Origin of the sequence: Patiriisocius marinus (assembly GCF_008974325.1) — a bacterium.
GTDB classification, from domain to species: domain Bacteria; phylum Bacteroidota; class Bacteroidia; order Flavobacteriales; family Flavobacteriaceae; genus Patiriisocius; species Patiriisocius marinus.
The window spans coordinates 190,011-208,032 of record NZ_BKCG01000001.1 but is presented as its reverse complement, the minus strand read 5'-3'; the positions used below and the strand labels follow the sequence as shown (position 1 = coordinate 208,032).

Sequence of the window (18,022 nt, the reverse complement as noted above, 5' to 3'; positions counted from 1 at the left end):
ACTACTTGTTAGTAGGTTCACTACCAGCGCCAACAGTTGCTTCTTTAAACCAAACTTCTGCATAACATCCATTTGCATATTGCTTTGCGATGTCACCACCATAGGTTTCTGAACCCGTACTCCACACTATATTATCTTCTGGATTTTTACCGTTGGTTTGATTATACGCACCTTGTTTAAAGTATTGTATCTCTCCTGCGTATGCATTTTCTCTTTCAACACCATCACGACCTATAGAGGCATATAACGACCATATTTGTTGAGGTATATCAGTTTTTTGAGCAAAATCTGATTTCAATAAATTCTTTGTAAACTTTACTGTGTCATGACCCTCGCTTGAAAATGTGAGGTACATAATACCTTTGTAAACATTTATTTCATAACTAAACTCTTCTCCTAATTCAATACCATCTTTAGGTTCTTGAGGATATTCGCTTGGACTTGTACCAACAACTGACATGTCATTTCCCCAAACTGCAGTAGAGTAGTCCCACCTTTTAGAATTAGCTCCTTTGGTATTTATTTCATAGTTCCAAAAAACAGAACCTTTGGTATGCCCTGGAAATTTCTTATAAAATATTTTTATTGGTTCATTTTCGTGACCTTCATCGCTATGTATTTGACCTACCACCACAGAATATGAAGCAGCAACTCTGGCATCTCCAGAGGTTGAAACGTGTTGTACCTTTAATGTACCAGTTAGTTTGCCACCTGTTTCAGGAATCCAATGCGCTTTTTGACCTAACTCGGTCCTTGTATTACTTGAAGTTCTAGATGTAATTCCGGCATTAGGTGTTTTGTACACTACCCAATCAGTGCCATTTTCATTTTCAACATAGAAGAAATTTTGCTTCTCATAATTTGTTAATGTGTTTTTATAAGTGCCATCGCCTAATAATATTTTCCACTCGTCCATAAACGAAATAACGTCGCTTGGAAAAGTTGCAACAGCTTCTGTTTTTATGTTTTCTTCGGAAATGTTCTCCGTTTTATTTTTGCACGCTACGATGGCCATAAGTGCCACTAATGTAAATAATGATTTTTTCATCTTTGTTTTATTAATACATTAACTTCTGTTTCAAATTCTCTTCGGTTGCAATCTTTCCAGAATTAGAAATTTGGTTATCAGATGCTACATTATTTTTCGCTCCCCATAAAGTAGATATAAATTGGACAGGATTGTTTTCGAAGGTGTTTTTAGTAATGTTAACGTTAATAATACCTCTATGGTTTAGAAGAGTTTTATTTTGCTCTTTTGCGCCACAATTAGTAAATGTACTGTTGGTAACTAAAAGGTTTCCGCCTATGGTGGACTCATCATATCCGCCTCTGTAGTAGTCTATTACGTTTTGTTTTATATCTGTAAATAGGCAGTTATCAATAGTTAAATACTCTGTGTTATAATCTCCTCTGTCATTTGTTTCTTCGGATAATTCTATTCCGTTTTCACAATTAGAAATTGTTGTATTTTTAAAAATGATTTCTTCAGAAAAAGACTGTTTGTAAACCTTCAAAGCATAATTGAAATTGCTAATTTCAGAATCAATAACAGCTAGTCCAAAATGATTAGACATATTTTCTTTCAAACTCGCAAAAGCAAATTGAGTAGTAGTCCCTTTTAGGTTTATATTTTGAAGTGTTAATTTTCCGTAAGGATGTAATTCTATTGCCGGAGTACTTGCTGCACCGTTATATATTATTTCGGCTTTGCCTTCAGATTTAATAGTGATTGTTTTATTAATCACTAAAGATTTAGGAAGTTGGTAAGTTTCATTAATTAAGTTAATAATATCTCCGCTTTCAGCTTCATTAAGTGCAGTAACTAATGCTTCAGTAGATTTTACATTAAATGTTTTTACTTCCTTAGATTCTTTTACATCAGAAAACCAATATGCACCATATTTCGATTTATCTAGTAGGTCTAAATTTACATTTGCTGCATTTAAAATTGCTCCAATTTTATTTGATTCATTTCTAGAATTACCTAATAAATCGTTTGTGATAGACTCAAAGTCGAAACCCTCGTAAATGACTACATCATCAAACCCAGTTATAGGAACTGAAAGGTCTTTCCCTATTTCAGTTAAACTTAATTCTTTTGCTATTAAACCGTGATCATTTGCTATTGCTACTCCGTTGTTATAAATAATATTACTTTCAAAAGTAACTCCGTCTGCTTTATCGTGTTCAATAATAGGATTTGGATCTCCTTCTGAATTATAAATTACGTTGTTTACGACCTCAGTTCTTAAAGGTCTTGCAGAACGAATTTCAGATTTTGGTAAAACATCGGCTTGTGCAATATTTGTACCTACCCCAAACTGCCAAGGCGAGCTTGAATCAACATAAGTATTGTAGGCAACCACAACATCTGTAACTTGGTTGTATCTATTTAATGGCGATTTAGGAATACCATTCATTACTGCTAAAGGACTTCTAAAACTCTTTCCTTTCAATTTGTAGAAAAGGTTATTTGTAACCCAATGACCCGTGTTAATAATACGAATACCTCCATATTGCTCGTTTACCCCATCACCAATAAAGTAGTTTCCATCGATAGTAACATAATTTCCGTGACGAGTAACTACAGAGCCTTCGCTTTTGTAAAACACATTGTTTTTAATGATATTAAAATTTGTCTTACTTGAAATAATTTCAACTTCACCATTACACTCTTCAAATAAGTTGTTTGCGATAGTGGTATTACTTGGCGACATAGATGTAAAGCTACTTCCTAATTGAATTGTTTCTCCTCTAGCTCCACCTTTTCTTGGTCTAGGTCCAAAATGATTATTACTAATCTTGTGGAAATTTCTTATGCTTTGATTTCCTTTTAAATCAACTCTTACGGTTGGTCCTCCATTCGTTTTTCCAGCGATATAACAATTACTTAATTCATTGTGTTTTCCGTAAAATTGTACCCATAAATTATCTTGATCTCGTTCAAGATTATTAAAGTCTAGAATTACACAGTTTGTTACTTTAGCATAATTTGCAACCTCTTTTTCATTTGTTCTAAATGAAATAACATTTTCAGAAGGAGAATGTCCATTTCTGAAAAACAAGCCATGTACTTCTAAGTGATTACCGCTAATTTGTAAGTTAGAAACACCTTCTATAAATACTTCTCCAGCAATTTCTGCTTTAAGAGTTATAGGTTTTTTTTCAGTTCCTTCTCCTTTAAAAATTAATTCAGCATCTTTCCAAATTCCATTTTTTAATATAATAACATCACCAGGTTTAGCATTAGAAACAGCATTGTTAAATGCTGATATATCTTCTACTAAAGTTCCATTGTTATTGGCTTTGTCGCAGGAAATAAATAATCCGCTGGTAATTATTAAAAGGTAAAATATGGCTGTCTTAATTGGCATTTTTAGAGATATTTATAATTGGTTAACCAAATTGGTTTACCAAAACTAGGATTAATTATCAAACAGACAAGTTAATATGAAGAAATTTTATGACATAAGTTTTAACAGTAGGATGGTTTTTTCTGTTTTAATCTTAATAATTACAAATAAAAAAAACCACGCAAATAGCGTGGTTTTTAGAAGTATATATTTGCGAAGTATTTAGTAGAAATCTACAACTCCTGTTGAAATGTCATACATTCCACCTACAATAGTAATCTCTCCATTTTTCTCCATTTCGGCAAGAACTTCACTTCTTGAACGAATGTTTTCGATAGTCATTAAAACATTTTTAGCAGAAACTTCATCAACAAATTCCATGTTTTTAGAATTTCTTAAGCTTTCGTCAGCAGGTTCTTTTACTGCTTCTACTGCAGGCTCAATTTTATTGATAAGTGCAGTTAGATTACCTAGTCTCGCGTGATCGCAAGCTCCTTTGATTGCTCCACAAGCTGTATGGCCTAAAACTACAATTACTTTAGTACCTGCTAGTTTACAACCAAACTCCATACTACCTAGGATATCTTCATTCACAAAATTTCCAGCAATACGAATACTAAAAATATCACCTAATCCTTGGTCAAATACTAGCTCTGCTGAAACTCTAGAGTCAATACAACTTAGAATAGTAGCAAATGGATATTGACCATCTGATGTATCATTAACTTGTTCTAGTAAATTACGATTTGCTTTTAAGTTTTGTTGAAAACGCTCGTTTCCTTCTTTTAAAAATTGCACCGCTTTAGCAGGTGTCATTGTTGCTTGAGTTTCTTTAGTATGTGCTTTCATATAATTTATTTTTAGTTGTTGTTTAATACTAGAACGGGAGTGTTCGTTTTTTCGATTGTTTTTGTTAAAGTATTGTTTAATGTACTTAAAAAAGATTGATTTTTTTCCTCATTATTATTTATACATAACAAGGCTAGATTGTTTTTTGAAATAAAATTAGCCATATCATCCGTGCTTTTATTTGCGTCAAACTCAAAGATAATGTTATCCTTGTTAGCTGTTTGGGTACTGCCAGATTCTAAAGTTAAATCTACATTAGTTAAGTTACCAGGATCCTTGTTTCTAAATATTTTCAAAGGTTTTTCGGTAAGCCTTCTAATATCTTCAACAAATGATAGCTTTTCTAATCCGTAATGGTTATTTAAAAATCCAATAGATTGATCGCTATATGAAGTAGGAACTTCTTTTTTGCTACATATTAATATTCCACCATTATGAGTTTTAAGCAATTCTTCAGTTACTTGATCTCCCAAAATGTTTATGATCTTGTTTTTGCGCTTTCCTAAAACGATGATGTCTGGCTTCGTTTTATCTATATGCTTTTTGATTTCGTTTTTCACGTTTCCGATAGTAAAACTATAGTTAATCGCTACATTCTTATCTTTGTTTGCAATGGTATCAACAAGTTGCTGAAGCTCTTTTTTTTGCTTTGAAGCTTCTTCACCTATAGCTGCCATTGAAGCAATTTGATTTTCCTGAGTAACAACGCTTGTAGGTGATGTTACTTGCAATATATCAATACTACCGTTAATTAATTTAGCAAGGCTAACAGCATTTTTGAGTCCGTTATACGATGCTTTTGATTTATCAATTAGTACCAAAAACTTATACTTCGATGTTGTTTTATCTGAATTCATAATTTCCGTTTTTGATTAAGCTGTTTTTGGTCTCAATTTGAAAAACTGGATAAAACTATCAGGGTTCGTTACACTTCCTCTTTCTGAAATAATCGTAATATCAATATTTCTGTTTCTTGCTTTTTCAGAAAAATCTTCAAGAATTTCTACAATATCATTGTCTAAAAATCGTGTTTTTCTAACATCTAATTCTAAAAACGTATCACGAGGTAAACTGTCTAACTCCTTTAAAATAGCTCCTTTATTGAAGAAAGTTACTTCTTCGGCTAGTGTCATTTTAATTTTATGAACCCCATTACTCTTGTCTTCAATATGTAAGAAATGTGAATTCTGGAAACTCTTAATAAGAATAACAACAATACCTACAGCAAGTCCTAAACCAATTCCAACAAGCAAGTCTGTAAAAACAATACCTACTACAGTAACAATAAAAGGAACAAATTGTTTCCATCCTAACTGATACATTTGCTTGAAAAGTGCAGGTTTTGCAAGTTTGTACCCTACAATTAATAATATAGCTGCTAATACTGAAAGTGGTATTTTGTTTAATAGATTAGGAATTAATATTACTGATATCAATAATAATCCACCGTGAATAATAGCTGACATTTTTGTTTTACCTCCAGATTGGATATTTGCTGAACTACGTACAATTACTTGTGTAATTGGTAATCCACCTACCATACCTGATAAAATATTACCAGCTCCTTGAGCAAGTAATTCGCGATTTGTGGGTGTTACTCTTTTTCTAGGGTCTAATTTATCAGTAGCTTCAACACACAATAGTGTTTCTAAACTTGCTACAAGTGCTATTGTAAATGCAGTAACCCATATTGCAGGATTTGTAATAGCACCAAAATTAGGTGAGCTGAATTGTCCTAAAAATGAATCTACACTATCTGGTACTGGAACACTAACTAAATGTTCAGATGAAATACCCCAAGTTTCATTATCCTTAGTAACAATAAAATAGATAATACCTGCAGCAACAGCAACAAGCGGTCCTTGGATTAAAGTGAAAATTTTTCCTTTTTTAGAAAGGTAGTTACTCCATAATAATAAAATACCAAGTCCAATTATTGCTATAATAGTTGCTCCTGGACTAATGAAGTTAAATGTGTTGAAAATTTCAGAAAAAGTATTTTCTCCATCTATTTGGAAAAATGCGAAATCTCCTTCTGGATCTGCATCATATCCAAAAAAGTGTGGAATTTGTTTTAGAATAATAATAATTCCAATTCCAGTTAGCATCCCTTTAATTACTGAAGAAGGAAAATAATATCCAATTACTCCGGCTTTTAAAAAACCAAAAATTATTTGAATTACACCTCCAAGAACAACAGCTAAAAGGAAGTTTTCAAATCCGCCTAGAGAGCCTATTGCGGTTAATACAATTGCAGCAAGACCCGCTGCTGGTCCACTTACCCCTAATGGTGATCCACTTAAAGATCCCACAACAACACCACCAATAATTCCAGCAATTAGACCTGAGAATAATGGTGCTCCACTAGCTAATGCAATACCAAGGCATAATGGGAGGGCAACAAAAAATACTACAATACTAGCCGGAATATCCGACTTAAAATTTTTAAATGGGTTTGAATTATTCATACGTAAAATGATATAATGCGCTTCTGTTTTATTTAACGAAGTCGCATTAGTTAATAAGCTAAAAATTGTTCTCCCTGTAATGGAAGGAACGTTGTTTAACATTAGTATTAATGCTAAACTAAAATTTCAACTATACGTATTTAGGAGGGGGGATTTGTATTTCTAAGGTATAATCCAATACGTTTTCATCAGCTTTAAAAAGTGATTTTAACGCGGTATATGGAGCATTATCAGTTAAGTCCGTATTTGAACTTGGGCTTATTCTAATGTCTTTAATTTTTTTCTCTGTACGTTTTTCCTCTTCAGGTTCCTCCTCAGCACTCATAGCAATGTTATCTACATTGATATCTAATAAAAGGGATATCGTTTGAAATGTAGATAAAAACATGACTCCAAAAACCATAACGATTATCATCGCATAGTTAACTATTGAAATATGTTCTTGCTGTTCTCTCATTACGAAATTGACTTAAATACTAAATCTGTGTAAAAACGAACAATGTTATTTTTACCTTTAACTACGTCTGTTAAAGCAGGAATGTGTTCTGAAAAATAACGCTGATGATGAGCTCCTTCAATAACTGTAGAAACTAGCATATGAGGAAATTCAAAGGAAGGGTTGATTTCAAGAACCATACTGCTAACACGTTGTACAACTCGTTTATAGGTTTTGTAAAATCCTTTCTCATTTTCAGCATCAATATCGCAAGTGTGGTATGCTTTAGATGATTCTGAAATAATAATTTTATGTAACAATACCTCATTAATAAAAGACACATTAGTATCTTCTATTGTTTCTTGTGTTAGAAGAACAATAGCATTATTTAATTTTTCTTTAGCCGAAGGTATATTAGTAGTTACAAAGACTAGTTTGTACTCAATCCAACTCCAATACCAATTTATTAAATAAACTAATAATGCGTGCTTGCTTTCAAAATAACGATATATCGAACTTTCGTTAGATCCTATCGCTACACCAAGTTTTCTAAATGTAAATGCTTCGAAACCTAATTCGTTAATCATTTCAATACTATGACGCACAATTTTTTTACCTAAGTCCGTAGAAGCGGGATCCTTAGTGAAAAAGTGTGGTTCAATCGTGATATTTATATTAAGTGCTTGCATTTATCAGACAAATATAATAGTATTACTTTCATCTTAAAAAGTATTTATATTAATTTTAAGATTTATATGTAATTTTAGTTAGTTAAAATAGGTTCAACAATCCCTAAAGCGTTGTATAAATTAGCAGTTGCATACAGGTTTTTAACTTGTAATTTATTTTCTTTTAATTGGGCATCAATCAATTTTTGCTCTCTTGAATTTATTAAAAATAACGAGCTTTCTCCTAAGCTAAATTTGCGTTCTTCTGCATTCACTAAAGCAATGTAGTCTGTAACAATCGAATCAATTAATAGTGTTTGTTTTTCTAGTGAAACTATTTCGGCTTGTGTGGCTTCAATTTTATTTTTGAGAGCTAAGTTTGTTGATTTTCTTTCAAATGAAACATCATTTATTTTCAATGTAGCTAATTGTACATCACCTCGCTCTTTCCTTAAAAATAAAGGGATACTAAAATTGACAAACGCTTTATAATTTGCTGTGTTAAAATTATTAAGTTGATCGTAATCTTGTGATAGAAAATTATATTGTAGATCAAGTTTTGGCAGAAGCTTGTTTCGTTTTAAAGATCTAGCCACATGTAAACTTTCAATTTTCGCGTCTAAACTTTTCAATTTTGGATGTGTCGCTAATACCATTTCTATATTAGTAATACCATCTATTAAAAGGGATGTTTCTAAAGTTTCAATTGAAGGCAATGATGGAGAGATTGTACTTTCAATTTCCATTGGGATGTCGTTTAACCAAATAAAGTTGCTAGCTGCTAAAACTGCTTTTTGTTTTTTTAATGTAGCAGCTTCTAAGTTTAATTGTCGAGTTTGTAAAATTATACGAGCTTCTGTAATGTCTATTGCAGCTTTGTCTCCGGTTTCTACACTGCGCTCTATAGCTTTAAGTCTAGTAGTAGCGTTGTCTAAAAAATTTTGATAAATGGTTTGTTCATTAGTAGCTTCAATCCAATTAAAATAAGCTTGACTCGCTTCAAATAAAAGGTTGTTGACTAATAAATCTCTATCAGCTTTAGTTTGTTCTTTAAAAAAACGTGCTTGCTTTAAAGTGGCCATTCGTTCGTTTATTAGTAACCCTTGGGCTAATGAAAACGAAACTCCAGCACTATACAATCCATCTTCAGGAACAGTTAAACTTGGGTTTAAAAACTGTCCTGAATTTTCTTCAAAATTAGCCTTAAACTCTATTCCGTACCAAGTAGGTAATTTGAATGTTGCGTTTAATTGATCGTAATACTCTGTGTCTTTAAACTTCTTACGATCGTAATCCACTTCAATTTTAGGGTCGAAACCACCTCTAGATTTTAGTAAGTTAGCTTCACCCATTTTTAAAGTGAGTTCAGCTTGTTTCATTAAAGGGTGGTGCATCTTCACATAACCCAAATACTCTTCAAAAGTGAGGGTGTTTTGTAAATTTGTTGCCGTTGTTTGCCCTATTAATATTTCGGATAAAAACAAACAAAGCATTAATAATGTATGGTTAAATATGCTTTTTATCATTTTTTTGCAGTTTTAGTACCAGTGGTTTCTGGTGTGTAATAGTTAGGAGGGAAGCCATTAAGTTGTCTCCATATTTCAAACCAAATAGGCACATCTTCTAGTAATGAAATAGTGTATGCTCCAGATCCTACTCGAACATTTTTAGGCCACTCATTTTCTTCTGTGTCTGGAGCAATTAACATTCTGAATTTTCCGTTTTCACTAATAAATGTTTCGATTGCTACAACTTTACCTGCGTAGGTTCCAAATGAAGCATTAGGCCAACCACTAAAGAAAATTGCAGGCCAACCATCAAATTGAATTCGAACATTTTCACCTATGTGCATTAAAGGTAAATCGATGGGGTCTACAAAAGTTTCAACAGCAAGGTCATAGTTAGAAGGCATAATACCTACAAGACGTTCCCCTTCTTTAAAAGTCTCGCCAAGACCACCTTTTATAGCTTTATTTATGTAACCATTTTGTGGAGCAGTTATATAATACATAGCATTTCGAATTTCATAATTAGCAGATTGATTCTCTAATTTAGAAACTTGTGCTTCAGCCTCAAATTGATTTGATTCTGCTGTAAAACGATCGCTTCTCGACTTAGATATTTTATCTGCATACTCAGCACTAATGCGGTTTATTTCTAATTGTGCATTAATAATTTCGTTCTTACTAGCCAGTAATTTATTTTCTTGTCCTATTAATTTCGCCTGAGTTTCTTGTAGTTTTAATCGTTTAGATTCAACATCAGTCATTGCTTTTAAGCCTTCGTTTTGTAAGGTAACTGTACGGTCAAACTGGCGTTGCGCAATTTCTAAATTAGTTTTAGCTGCTTGAAAATCAATACTATCACTTTTTACCTTATAACGCGATTGTTTGAGTTTGTTTTGCGCTTGAGATAACTTTAATTGGCGTTCGTTTGTAAGTGCTCCAACTTGGTTTTCAAGTGCTTTTATTTTTTCTTTATAAGATCCAACCGATCTGCTTTTAGCATCTCTTTGTTGATTAGTGCGCTCCACTAATCGTGGATCTTGATATTCGGTTTTTATTTCCGAAATAAATAAAATGGTATCTCCTTTGGTGACAAAATCACCTTCCTTTACAAACCACTTTTCTAATCTTCCAGGAATAGGAGATTGGATAGTTTGAGGTCTTTGATCTGGTGTTAATGTGGTAACAAAACCGTTTCCGCTAACATTTTGAGTCCACGGTAAAAACAGGATAATAATTACAATAATCGCAAATACTCCAAGAAATCTGCTAAATAAGTTGTTGTATTTAGACTTAAATACTTTGTTGAAAGATGTGTACCCTTCCAGCGAAACCTTTTTATTTAATTGGTTATGAGAAATATTAAGCATTTGTACTGTTTTTAGATGTTATTATTCCTTCTGAAATTTTAATGGTTTGTCCACAGTGCTTTTTCCATTGCACATTTCGGCTTGAAACTACAAGTGCCCAAGGTCTTTCTGGAGCTGTTAGATAAGTTATAATTTTTTCAGTCTCTTCTTTTTCAAAATGCTCTAAAGGATCTTTAAGTAACAGAAGTTTAGGGCTGTGAATAATTGCACGAGCAAGAACAATTCGCTTTGATACGGTAAACGGAATTTGTTGTCCTTCAGGATATAAGAGTGTATTTATTCCGTTAGGTTGCTGTTTAATAAAACTGTTTAAGCCCACTTCTCTAAGTACATTATGTAAGTGTTCTTGAGAAATATCCTTACGACCAAAAGTGATGTTTTCTAAAATAGTTCCTTCAAACGGAAGTTGATCAGGTAATACTTGACCTATGTTTGCTCTGTATTTATTGGGCCAAATTCCTTTGATAGAAACATCATTAATATATAATGAACCACTTGTTGGCCTGATAAGCCCAGATAGTATTTTTAGCAAAGTTGTTTTACCACTTCCCGAAGCTCCATCAAATAAAATACGGTCATTACTATTGATGATAAAGTCAATATCTGATAATATTTCTTGTCCTTCTTGCGAAACATATTTTAAGTTCTCAAGTTCAACCGTAAAAGGTTGTTGTGAATCAAAAGGGTTTTCACCTTCTTGCATTTCTAATTCTTTATCTACAATTTGGCCTATTTTTTCAAGAGATGTAAGTACGTCATAAAAGGATTCTAATCCCTGAATTAATTTTTCAACTGAGCTAATTACTAAAAGAATGATAATTTCAGCAGCTACAAATTGCCCAATATTCATTTTTTGATTTAGTACTAATAAACCACCTATTACTAAAAGTCCTGCAGTAACAAGAACCTTGAAACCAATAAGCTGGATAAACTGAATAACTAAAATCCTAAAATGACTTTCGCGAGCTTCTAAATAATCGGATGTTAAATGATCATTTCTATTCATTGCTAAATTAGTGCTTCCAGATAGTTTGAAACTAATTAAAGAGCGAGAAACTTCCTGTATCCAGTGAACAACTTTGTATTTCTTTTTAGACTCCATCAAGCTGGTGTCTAACCCTCTTTTTGCGGTAAATGTGAATACTAAGTAGATTAGTAGTACAAGTAAAAAACCATAAATAATAAAGAAAGGGTGGTAAAATGAAAGTAGCGCAAGCCCAAAAACAATTTGTAAAACTGCAGCAGGAAAGTCTAATAATATTTTAGAAAGACCTTTTTGGATTGTCAAAACATCAAAAAACCTGTTGGCTAATTCTGGTGGATAGTAATTACGTAATTCTTCCATTTTGATTTTAGGAAATCTGTATGCAAATTCAAATGAAGCTCGAGTGAATATTTTCTGTTGCATATTTTCTAAAATGCGAATCTGCATTAATTGTAATATACCTTGAAAAGCGACGCCTAGAGTTACAAGTACTACTAATACAATCCAAGAACTAGATACTTGAGCACCTTGAATTAGATTAATGATTGCTTGTATTCCTAGCGGAAGTGAGAGGGCAACAATACCAGCGAATATGGCATAATAGAAAATTTGGCGAATATCTTTTTTGTCGAGTTTTAATAAACTCATAAACCGTTTCCAAGGTGACATCACTTCTTTCATAAACTGAATATTTTTTACCACGCAAATATAATAGTATTACTATCATTAAACAATGTTTAACTTTTATTTATGAAAGTTAAACCATTTTTTATTTTACTATTTGTGTTAGATTAGAGTTCAGAAGGAGGGTAAATGGGCTATTTTTGTAAATAATATTTTTAATAAACTTTATATTTTATGGAGCTTAATCCTACCGAACTAGTTGGTTACCTTGCAAGTTTCTTTGTATTACTATCTTTCTTTAATAAGGATATGCGCAAGTTGCGCATAGTAAATTCAGTAGGTTGTGCACTATTTGTTACTTATGGAGTTTTATTAGTGAGTATTCCTATCGTTATTACAAACGTTGCTATACTTCTAGTAAATGGTTATTATCTTTTTGTGAAAAAATAACCAAAAATTCGTACTACTTAATTTGTTGATCTACTAATCATTACCAGTGGATTTCTTGTGTTCAACACTATGCTTATTTAGAATAAATAAAAATAGCTTTGATTATTCGTATTCACTTTATATATTTGCGCTTTATTTAAATCAAGTCTAAATAAGGATAATTATAAAACAGATGAGAAAACAACTTAAAGCTCTAGGATTATTAACTGTATTTGCCGCAACTTTTGTTGCTTGTGATTCAGATGACGATAACGTAATAATTCAAGAAAATACTATTGAGAGATCTTCAGTGACTGAGAACTATGCGAGTATAGTATTTGCTAGTTACAATGACGCATTAACTGATGCAACTGCACTAGAGAATGCTATTAACACATTTGTTGCAGACCCAACGGAGTCTAATTTTACAGCTACTAAAGCAGCTTGGTTAACAGCTAGAGAAAGTTACGGTCCTACTGAAGCTTATCGTTTTGCAAATGGACCAATTGATGATAGTGATGGGCCAGAGGGATTATTAAATGCTTGGCCTCTTGATGAAAACTATGTTGATTATGTAGATGGTGATGCAAATTCGGGAATTATTAATAACCCAACCACTTTTCCTGTAATTGATAAAGCAATTTTAGAAGGATTGAATGAAGTAGGTGGAGAAGCTAATATTAGTGTTGGTTACCATGCAATTGAATTTTTACTTTGGGGACAAGATTTAACGGCTCCAGATCAAATGCTAGCTGGACAACGTCCATATACTGATTTTATTGACGGAGGAACTGCTGCAAATCAAGACAGACGTAGACAATATTTAGCTGCTTGTGGTGATCTATTGACAGATCATTTGCAATTAATGATTAATGAATGGCAAGTAGGTGGAGCATATCGTAATACTTTTTTAAGTCTTGATACAGATGTTGCATTAAAAAATATGTTAACTGCAATTGCTACACTATCTAAATCTGAATTAGGTGGTGAGCGTATTTTTGTTGCTTATGATAACCAAGATCAAGAGGATGAACATTCTTGTTTTAGTGATAATACACACCGTGATATTCGTTTAAATCTTGAAGGTATTGCAAACGTTTTTAGAGGTAGTTACGGAGTTATTAGTGGGGCTTCATTTGAAGATTTAATTACGGAGGAGAATCCAACTTTAGGTGCAGAGGTTTCAGCTTTATTAGCTAGCGCTGAGGCGGCTGTTGATGCAACTGGAATTCCATTTGATTTAGCGATATCTAACCCTACACAACGTCCTGCAGTATTAGCTGCAGTAAATGCATTACAGGATTTAGGTGATGGTTTTGTTGAAGGTGGGTCTGCCATTGGACTTTCAATTACAGCAGAATAAATAATAGAATTACATTGATAGTTTAAAAATCAGAATCTACTTAATTTGTAGATTCTGATTTTCTATATTTTATAAATTTATGACATTTCAGAAGAAAAAATACTTGCCTTTATTATTTACAATTTCAGTATTGTTTTTTACAAGTTGTAATAATGATGAAGATGTATATGTGCCACTTTCAGCAGAGGATGGAGAAGAATTATCTGGTGGTGCAACAACAATATTTGATGTCTCAGAAAATGCTTTTGGATTTCAAGCTGCAAATCTTGAAGGAGATGATGCTTTGTTTTTCTTTACAGGAAACTCATTATTTAATCAAAATTGGGTTACTGCCCCTGCATCAACAACCGCAAGAGATGGACTAGGACCATACTTTAATGCAAAATCTTGTTCGGCTTGTCACTTTAAAGATGGACGTGGTAGAATGCCAGCTTTTGATGGAGAAATTAATCACGGCCTTTTATTGAGATTAAGTGCTTCAGGTATTCAGGAAAATGGAGCTAATTATCCAGACCCTGTTTATGGAGGACAACTTCAAGATCAATCTGTGCTTAATGCAGAAACAGAGGGTAATTTTAAAATTCTTTTTGAAACAGTACCAGTAGTATATGCAGATGGAACTACTGTGAACTTAAGGAAACCTAATTATACTTTAACTGATTTAGCTTACGGTGCTCCTGGAAGCGATTTGAAAATATCTCCTAGAGTTGCTAACCAGATGATTGGTTTAGGATTGCTTGATGCTATTGAAGAGAGTACATTACTAAGTTTTGCAGATGAAACTGATGCTGATGGTGATGGAATTTCAGGAAAAGTGAACATTGTTTGGGATTTTGAAACTCAGTCTAATGCTATTGGGCGTTTTGGGTGGAAAGCAAATCAACCAAATATTCGCCAGCAAGTGGCAGCAGCTTTTGCTGGTGATATAGGTATAACATCGTCACTTTTTATGGATGAGAACTGTCCCACAGGTGTTGATTGTAATGACTTTCCCAACGGAGGGACTCCTGAAATTACAGATGAGAATTTAGATAAAGTAGCACTATACTCTAGTGCACTTGCCGTTCCGGCTAGACGTAATGTAAATGATCAGGATGTGTTAGAAGGGAAAACATTATTTAATAATATGCAATGTATTTCTTGTCATAAGCCTAAAATTGTAACAGGTTCGCACGCTATTTCAGCATTAGCGAATCAAACTATTAGACCATATACAGATTTACTTTTACACGATATGGGCCAAGGTCTAGCAGATAATGTTACAGATTTTAAAGCTACTGGAACTGAATGGCGAACTCCACCTTTATGGGGAATTGGTTTGATTGAAACTGTAAACGGTCATAGTAATTTATTGCACGATGGTAGAGCACGTACAATAGAAGAAGCAATATTATGGCACGGTGGTGAAGCTGAAACTTCTAAACAAGAATTCACTGCATTAACAAATGTAGAAAGAGCACAAGTGCTTAAATTTTTAGAGTCTTTATAATAGTAAACTATGAAATTAAATAAAAATAAATTTGCCAAACTAACGATTCTATTTGCTGCAATCATAACATTGGCTTTTATGGGTTGTGACGAAGGAAGTATTTCTGTAAATGAACAAGAAGTTCAATATAGAAGGCAAGCGCAACTAACCAATGTTTATAAAAATGGAATTGCTGTATTGAATAATCAGTTTATTGCTGAAACGTCAAATTTAAATCAAATAGCAAGATTGTTTTCTGAGTCTCCTACGGTAACAAATTTAGAAGCTACTCAAGCCCAATGGGTTGAGGTGTTGAAAGTTTGGAAAAATATGGAGCTCTATAATGTGGGTGTTATTGAAGATAGTTTTATACATTTTGAAATAAATAGATGGCCTTCAAATACTGAGACTATCGATAATTTTATAGCAAGTGATGAAACAATAAATGAAGCGTTTGTTACTGGTAATGGATCTTCAACTAAGGGTATTTCGGCAATTGAATATTTATTGTTTTCTCAGGAAACTACTACTGAAACATTAAACACCTTTACAAGTACTCCAAATGCGGCTAGGCAAATGCAATATCTAATAGCGCTTACTGAAAATTTATCAACTAAAGCTATTGAGCTAGAGGCGTTATGGTTGGGCTATGAAACAAAATTTACAAATTTGTTGCAAAACGGTTTAAGTGGATCTCAAAATCAATTAGCAAATGCAATGGTAACGTTGTCTGAACAAATGGTAATTAGAAAACTAGGAAATGCATTGGGTGAAGCTAATGGAGGAGTTGTTGATATAACTGCATTAGAAAATAATAGAAGCAAATCATCGTTACTTTCATTAAAAGAAAATTTACAGACGTTAAGTAATTGTTATACTGGTAATTATGGACAGGGTGCTATTACACTTGGGTTTAATGATTATTTGGATCTTGTTGGTGCTGAGGTTTTAAGTGATGTAATTGAACTAAGCTTTGAAGAATGTACTCAAAAGTTAAATGCCATTACTGGAAGTTTAGAAAATGAAATCGTAGTAGATACTACAAAGGTACTTGAGTTGCAAGAAGCATTAAATGAATTAGAGGTTCTTATTAAGGTAGATATGTCTAATGCTATTGGGGCTACTGTAACCGTAAATAGTAACGACGGTGATTAATAAGGTTTCTGCATATCTAAACAATCCTACATCAATTTTACCGCTTGCCATTTTTAGAATGGCATTCGGTTTTATAATGGGTTTATCAATGTTGCGTTTTATGCGTAATGGGTGGATTGAAGAAGCATATGTAAATCCTACATTTCATTTTACGTATACTAATTTTGAATGGATACAACCTTTTAGTGCTTCTACAATGTATATTTTAGTTGTACTGTGTGCTGTAGCTGCTTTTTTAATAAGTATAGGCTTGTTTTATCGTATTGCCACGGTGAGCTTTTTTCTGTTATTCACCTACTTAGAACTTATTGAAAAATCCTGGTATTTAAACCACTATTATTTTGTTTCATTAATAGCATTTCTTCTTATTTGGTTACCAGCCAATGGAAAGTATTCGTGCGATTCTTCAATATTCAAATCATTAAAAAAGGCAACCGTTCCTACTTGGACTATTGCTATTATTAAATTTCAACTTAGTATTGTTTATTTCTACGGAGCAATAGCAAAGCTGAAACATGACTGGTTGATAGAAGCACAACCATTAAAAATATGGCTCAATGCTAAAACAGATATACCATTAATAGGGGTAATATTTGAAAACGAATTAACACCTTTTGTTTTTGCTTGGGGTGGATTTCTGTATGATTTGATAATACCATTTTTATTATGGAATCGTAAATCAAGACCAATAGGTTTTATTCTAGTATTAGTGTTTCATATTCTTACTCATATACTATTTAATATAGGTATGTTTCCTTGGTTGATGATATTTGGTTCGTTGATTTTTATTGAATCTAACGAATGGAGGAGGCTTTTTGGACTTTCGCCAAATATTTCAACCATTAAATTTTCGGCTTTAAAAACTTCAAGGAATTTATTAATAAAAGGAGTGTTCGTTGTATTTGTCACTATCCAAATTTTAGCTCCACTACGTCATTTCTTATTAACTGATAACGTATTATGGACTGAACGCGGTTTTAGATTTTCTTGGCACGTAATGGTAATGGAGAAAACTGGAATTGTCAAGTTTACTGTAAAAGATCCTGTTTCAGGGAAAAAGTGGGTAGAGTATCCTTCTCAACGCCTTACTAAAATTCAAGAAACACAAATGAGTTTTCAGCCTGATATGATATGGCAATATGCTAAATATTTAGAGAATACTTATAAAGTAAAGGGTGTTGAAAATCCATCTATTTCTGTATTTTCTAGAGTTTCATTAAACGGTAGGCCTTCTCAACAATACATTGATGAGAATTTGGATTTAACTCAATTGAATAATTCGAATGCTATTTATAAGTATATTAGTCCGTTACGTTAAGTCGCTCCCGTGTTTTAAATTGCGTTACATT

General features: G+C 32.8%; 15 protein-coding genes. 5 read left to right on the top strand and 10 right to left on the bottom strand.

What is annotated here, in order from left to right; translation table 11 throughout:
- Position 1 precedes the first annotated feature (1 nt).
- The 10 genes from GBH57_RS00915 to GBH57_RS00870 all read right to left on the bottom strand — a co-directional run bounded on the left by GBH57_RS00915 (position 2) and on the right by GBH57_RS00870 (position 12,315).
- Positions 2 to 1,048 carry a polysaccharide lyase family 7 protein gene (locus GBH57_RS00915; RefSeq protein ID WP_151672172.1) on the bottom strand — a complete coding sequence of 349 codons (1,047 nt, stop codon included), beginning with the start codon at positions 1,046 to 1,048 and terminating at the stop codon, positions 2 to 4.
- Positions 1,049 to 1,058: 10 nt separating this feature from the next.
- Positions 1,059 to 3,374, bottom strand: a complete 2,316-nt coding sequence (locus tag GBH57_RS00910) for a chondroitinase-B domain-containing protein (protein WP_151672171.1) — start codon at positions 3,372 to 3,374, stop codon at positions 1,059 to 1,061.
- A gap of 201 nt (positions 3,375 to 3,575) precedes the next feature.
- Entirely contained in the window at positions 3,576 to 4,202 is a 627-nt protein-coding gene (locus GBH57_RS00905) for a carbonic anhydrase family protein (protein ID WP_151672170.1), read from the bottom strand.
- A gap of 11 nt (positions 4,203 to 4,213) precedes the next feature.
- Positions 4,214 to 5,059: a universal stress protein gene (locus GBH57_RS00900; protein WP_151672169.1), complete on the bottom strand. Its 846-nt coding sequence runs from the start codon at positions 5,057 to 5,059 to the stop codon at positions 4,214 to 4,216.
- Positions 5,060 to 5,074: 15 nt separating this feature from the next.
- Positions 5,075 to 6,670, bottom strand: coding sequence for a SulP family inorganic anion transporter (locus tag GBH57_RS00895; RefSeq protein ID WP_151672948.1), 1,596 nt, complete (start codon positions 6,668 to 6,670; stop codon positions 5,075 to 5,077).
- Between the two features lie 130 nt (positions 6,671 to 6,800).
- A complete protein-coding gene (locus GBH57_RS00890) occupies positions 6,801 to 7,127 on the bottom strand; it encodes a hypothetical protein (protein ID WP_151672168.1) in 327 nt (108 codons plus the stop codon).
- Positions 7,127 to 7,795: a TetR/AcrR family transcriptional regulator gene (locus GBH57_RS00885; protein WP_151672167.1), complete on the bottom strand. Its 669-nt coding sequence runs from the start codon at positions 7,793 to 7,795 to the stop codon at positions 7,127 to 7,129. The genes GBH57_RS00890 and GBH57_RS00885 overlap by 1 nt, the downstream gene beginning before the upstream one ends.
- A gap of 74 nt (positions 7,796 to 7,869) precedes the next feature.
- Positions 7,870 to 9,300 (bottom strand): TolC family protein, encoded by a 1,431-nt coding sequence (locus GBH57_RS00880; RefSeq protein ID WP_235904621.1) that lies wholly within the window; start codon positions 9,298 to 9,300, stop codon positions 7,870 to 7,872.
- Positions 9,297 to 10,649, bottom strand: coding sequence for an HlyD family secretion protein (locus GBH57_RS00875; protein WP_151672166.1), 1,353 nt, complete (start codon positions 10,647 to 10,649; stop codon positions 9,297 to 9,299). Before GBH57_RS00875 ends, GBH57_RS00880 begins: the two co-directional genes overlap by 4 nt.
- Positions 10,642 to 12,315 (bottom strand): peptidase domain-containing ABC transporter, encoded by a 1,674-nt coding sequence (locus GBH57_RS00870; protein WP_151672165.1) that lies wholly within the window; start codon positions 12,313 to 12,315, stop codon positions 10,642 to 10,644. The genes GBH57_RS00875 and GBH57_RS00870 overlap by 8 nt, the downstream gene beginning before the upstream one ends.
- A gap of 177 nt (positions 12,316 to 12,492) precedes the next feature.
- On the opposite strand from GBH57_RS00870, the gene GBH57_RS00865 reads away from it, so the two are divergent.
- From GBH57_RS00865 to GBH57_RS00845, 5 genes are all read left to right on the top strand, one after another.
- Positions 12,493 to 12,708 (top strand): YgjV family protein, encoded by a 216-nt coding sequence (locus GBH57_RS00865; protein WP_151672164.1) that lies wholly within the window; start codon positions 12,493 to 12,495, stop codon positions 12,706 to 12,708.
- Between the two features lie 172 nt (positions 12,709 to 12,880).
- Complete coding sequence (locus GBH57_RS00860) at positions 12,881 to 14,050, top strand: imelysin family protein (protein WP_151672163.1); 1,170 nt, start codon at positions 12,881 to 12,883, stop codon at positions 14,048 to 14,050.
- Positions 14,051 to 14,129: 79 nt separating this feature from the next.
- Positions 14,130 to 15,539 carry a di-heme oxidoreductase family protein gene (locus GBH57_RS00855; RefSeq protein ID WP_151672162.1) on the top strand — a complete coding sequence of 470 codons (1,410 nt, stop codon included), beginning with the start codon at positions 14,130 to 14,132 and terminating at the stop codon, positions 15,537 to 15,539.
- Positions 15,540 to 15,548: 9 nt separating this feature from the next.
- Positions 15,549 to 16,673: an imelysin family protein gene (locus tag GBH57_RS00850; protein ID WP_151672161.1), complete on the top strand. Its 1,125-nt coding sequence runs from the start codon at positions 15,549 to 15,551 to the stop codon at positions 16,671 to 16,673.
- Complete coding sequence (locus GBH57_RS00845; RefSeq protein ID WP_151672160.1) at positions 16,666 to 17,991, top strand: HTTM domain-containing protein; 1,326 nt, start codon at positions 16,666 to 16,668, stop codon at positions 17,989 to 17,991. The genes GBH57_RS00850 and GBH57_RS00845 overlap by 8 nt, the downstream gene beginning before the upstream one ends.
- The last annotated feature ends 31 nt before the right edge of the window (positions 17,992 to 18,022 follow it).

What these genes read in the sequence shown, in the direction of transcription:
- GBH57_RS00915 (WP_151672172.1), bottom strand. Translation starts at nt 1,048, where the DNA reads ATGAAAAAATCATTATTTACATTAGTGGCACTTATGGCCATCGTAGCG.
- GBH57_RS00910 (WP_151672171.1), bottom strand. Translation starts at nt 3,374, where the DNA reads ATGCCAATTAAGACAGCCATATTTTACCTTTTAATAATTACCAGCGGA.
- GBH57_RS00905 (WP_151672170.1), bottom strand. Translation starts at nt 4,202, where the DNA reads ATGAAAGCACATACTAAAGAAACTCAAGCAACAATGACACCTGCTAAA.
- GBH57_RS00900 (WP_151672169.1), bottom strand. Translation starts at nt 5,059, where the DNA reads ATGAATTCAGATAAAACAACATCGAAGTATAAGTTTTTGGTACTAATT.
- GBH57_RS00895 (WP_151672948.1), bottom strand. Translation starts at nt 6,670, where the DNA reads ATGAATAATTCAAACCCATTTAAAAATTTTAAGTCGGATATTCCGGCT.
- GBH57_RS00890 (WP_151672168.1), bottom strand. Translation starts at nt 7,127, where the DNA reads ATGAGAGAACAGCAAGAACATATTTCAATAGTTAACTATGCGATGATA.
- GBH57_RS00885 (WP_151672167.1), bottom strand. Translation starts at nt 7,795, where the DNA reads ATGCAAGCACTTAATATAAATATCACGATTGAACCACACTTTTTCACT.
- GBH57_RS00880 (WP_235904621.1), bottom strand. Translation starts at nt 9,300, where the DNA reads ATGATAAAAAGCATATTTAACCATACATTATTAATGCTTTGTTTGTTT.
- GBH57_RS00875 (WP_151672166.1), bottom strand. Translation starts at nt 10,649, where the DNA reads ATGCTTAATATTTCTCATAACCAATTAAATAAAAAGGTTTCGCTGGAA.
- GBH57_RS00870 (WP_151672165.1), bottom strand. Translation starts at nt 12,315, where the DNA reads ATGAAAGAAGTGATGTCACCTTGGAAACGGTTTATGAGTTTATTAAAA.
- GBH57_RS00865 (WP_151672164.1), top strand. Translation starts at nt 12,493, where the DNA reads ATGGAGCTTAATCCTACCGAACTAGTTGGTTACCTTGCAAGTTTCTTT.
- GBH57_RS00860 (WP_151672163.1), top strand. Translation starts at nt 12,881, where the DNA reads ATGAGAAAACAACTTAAAGCTCTAGGATTATTAACTGTATTTGCCGCA.
- GBH57_RS00855 (WP_151672162.1), top strand. Translation starts at nt 14,130, where the DNA reads ATGACATTTCAGAAGAAAAAATACTTGCCTTTATTATTTACAATTTCA.
- GBH57_RS00850 (WP_151672161.1), top strand. Translation starts at nt 15,549, where the DNA reads ATGAAATTAAATAAAAATAAATTTGCCAAACTAACGATTCTATTTGCT.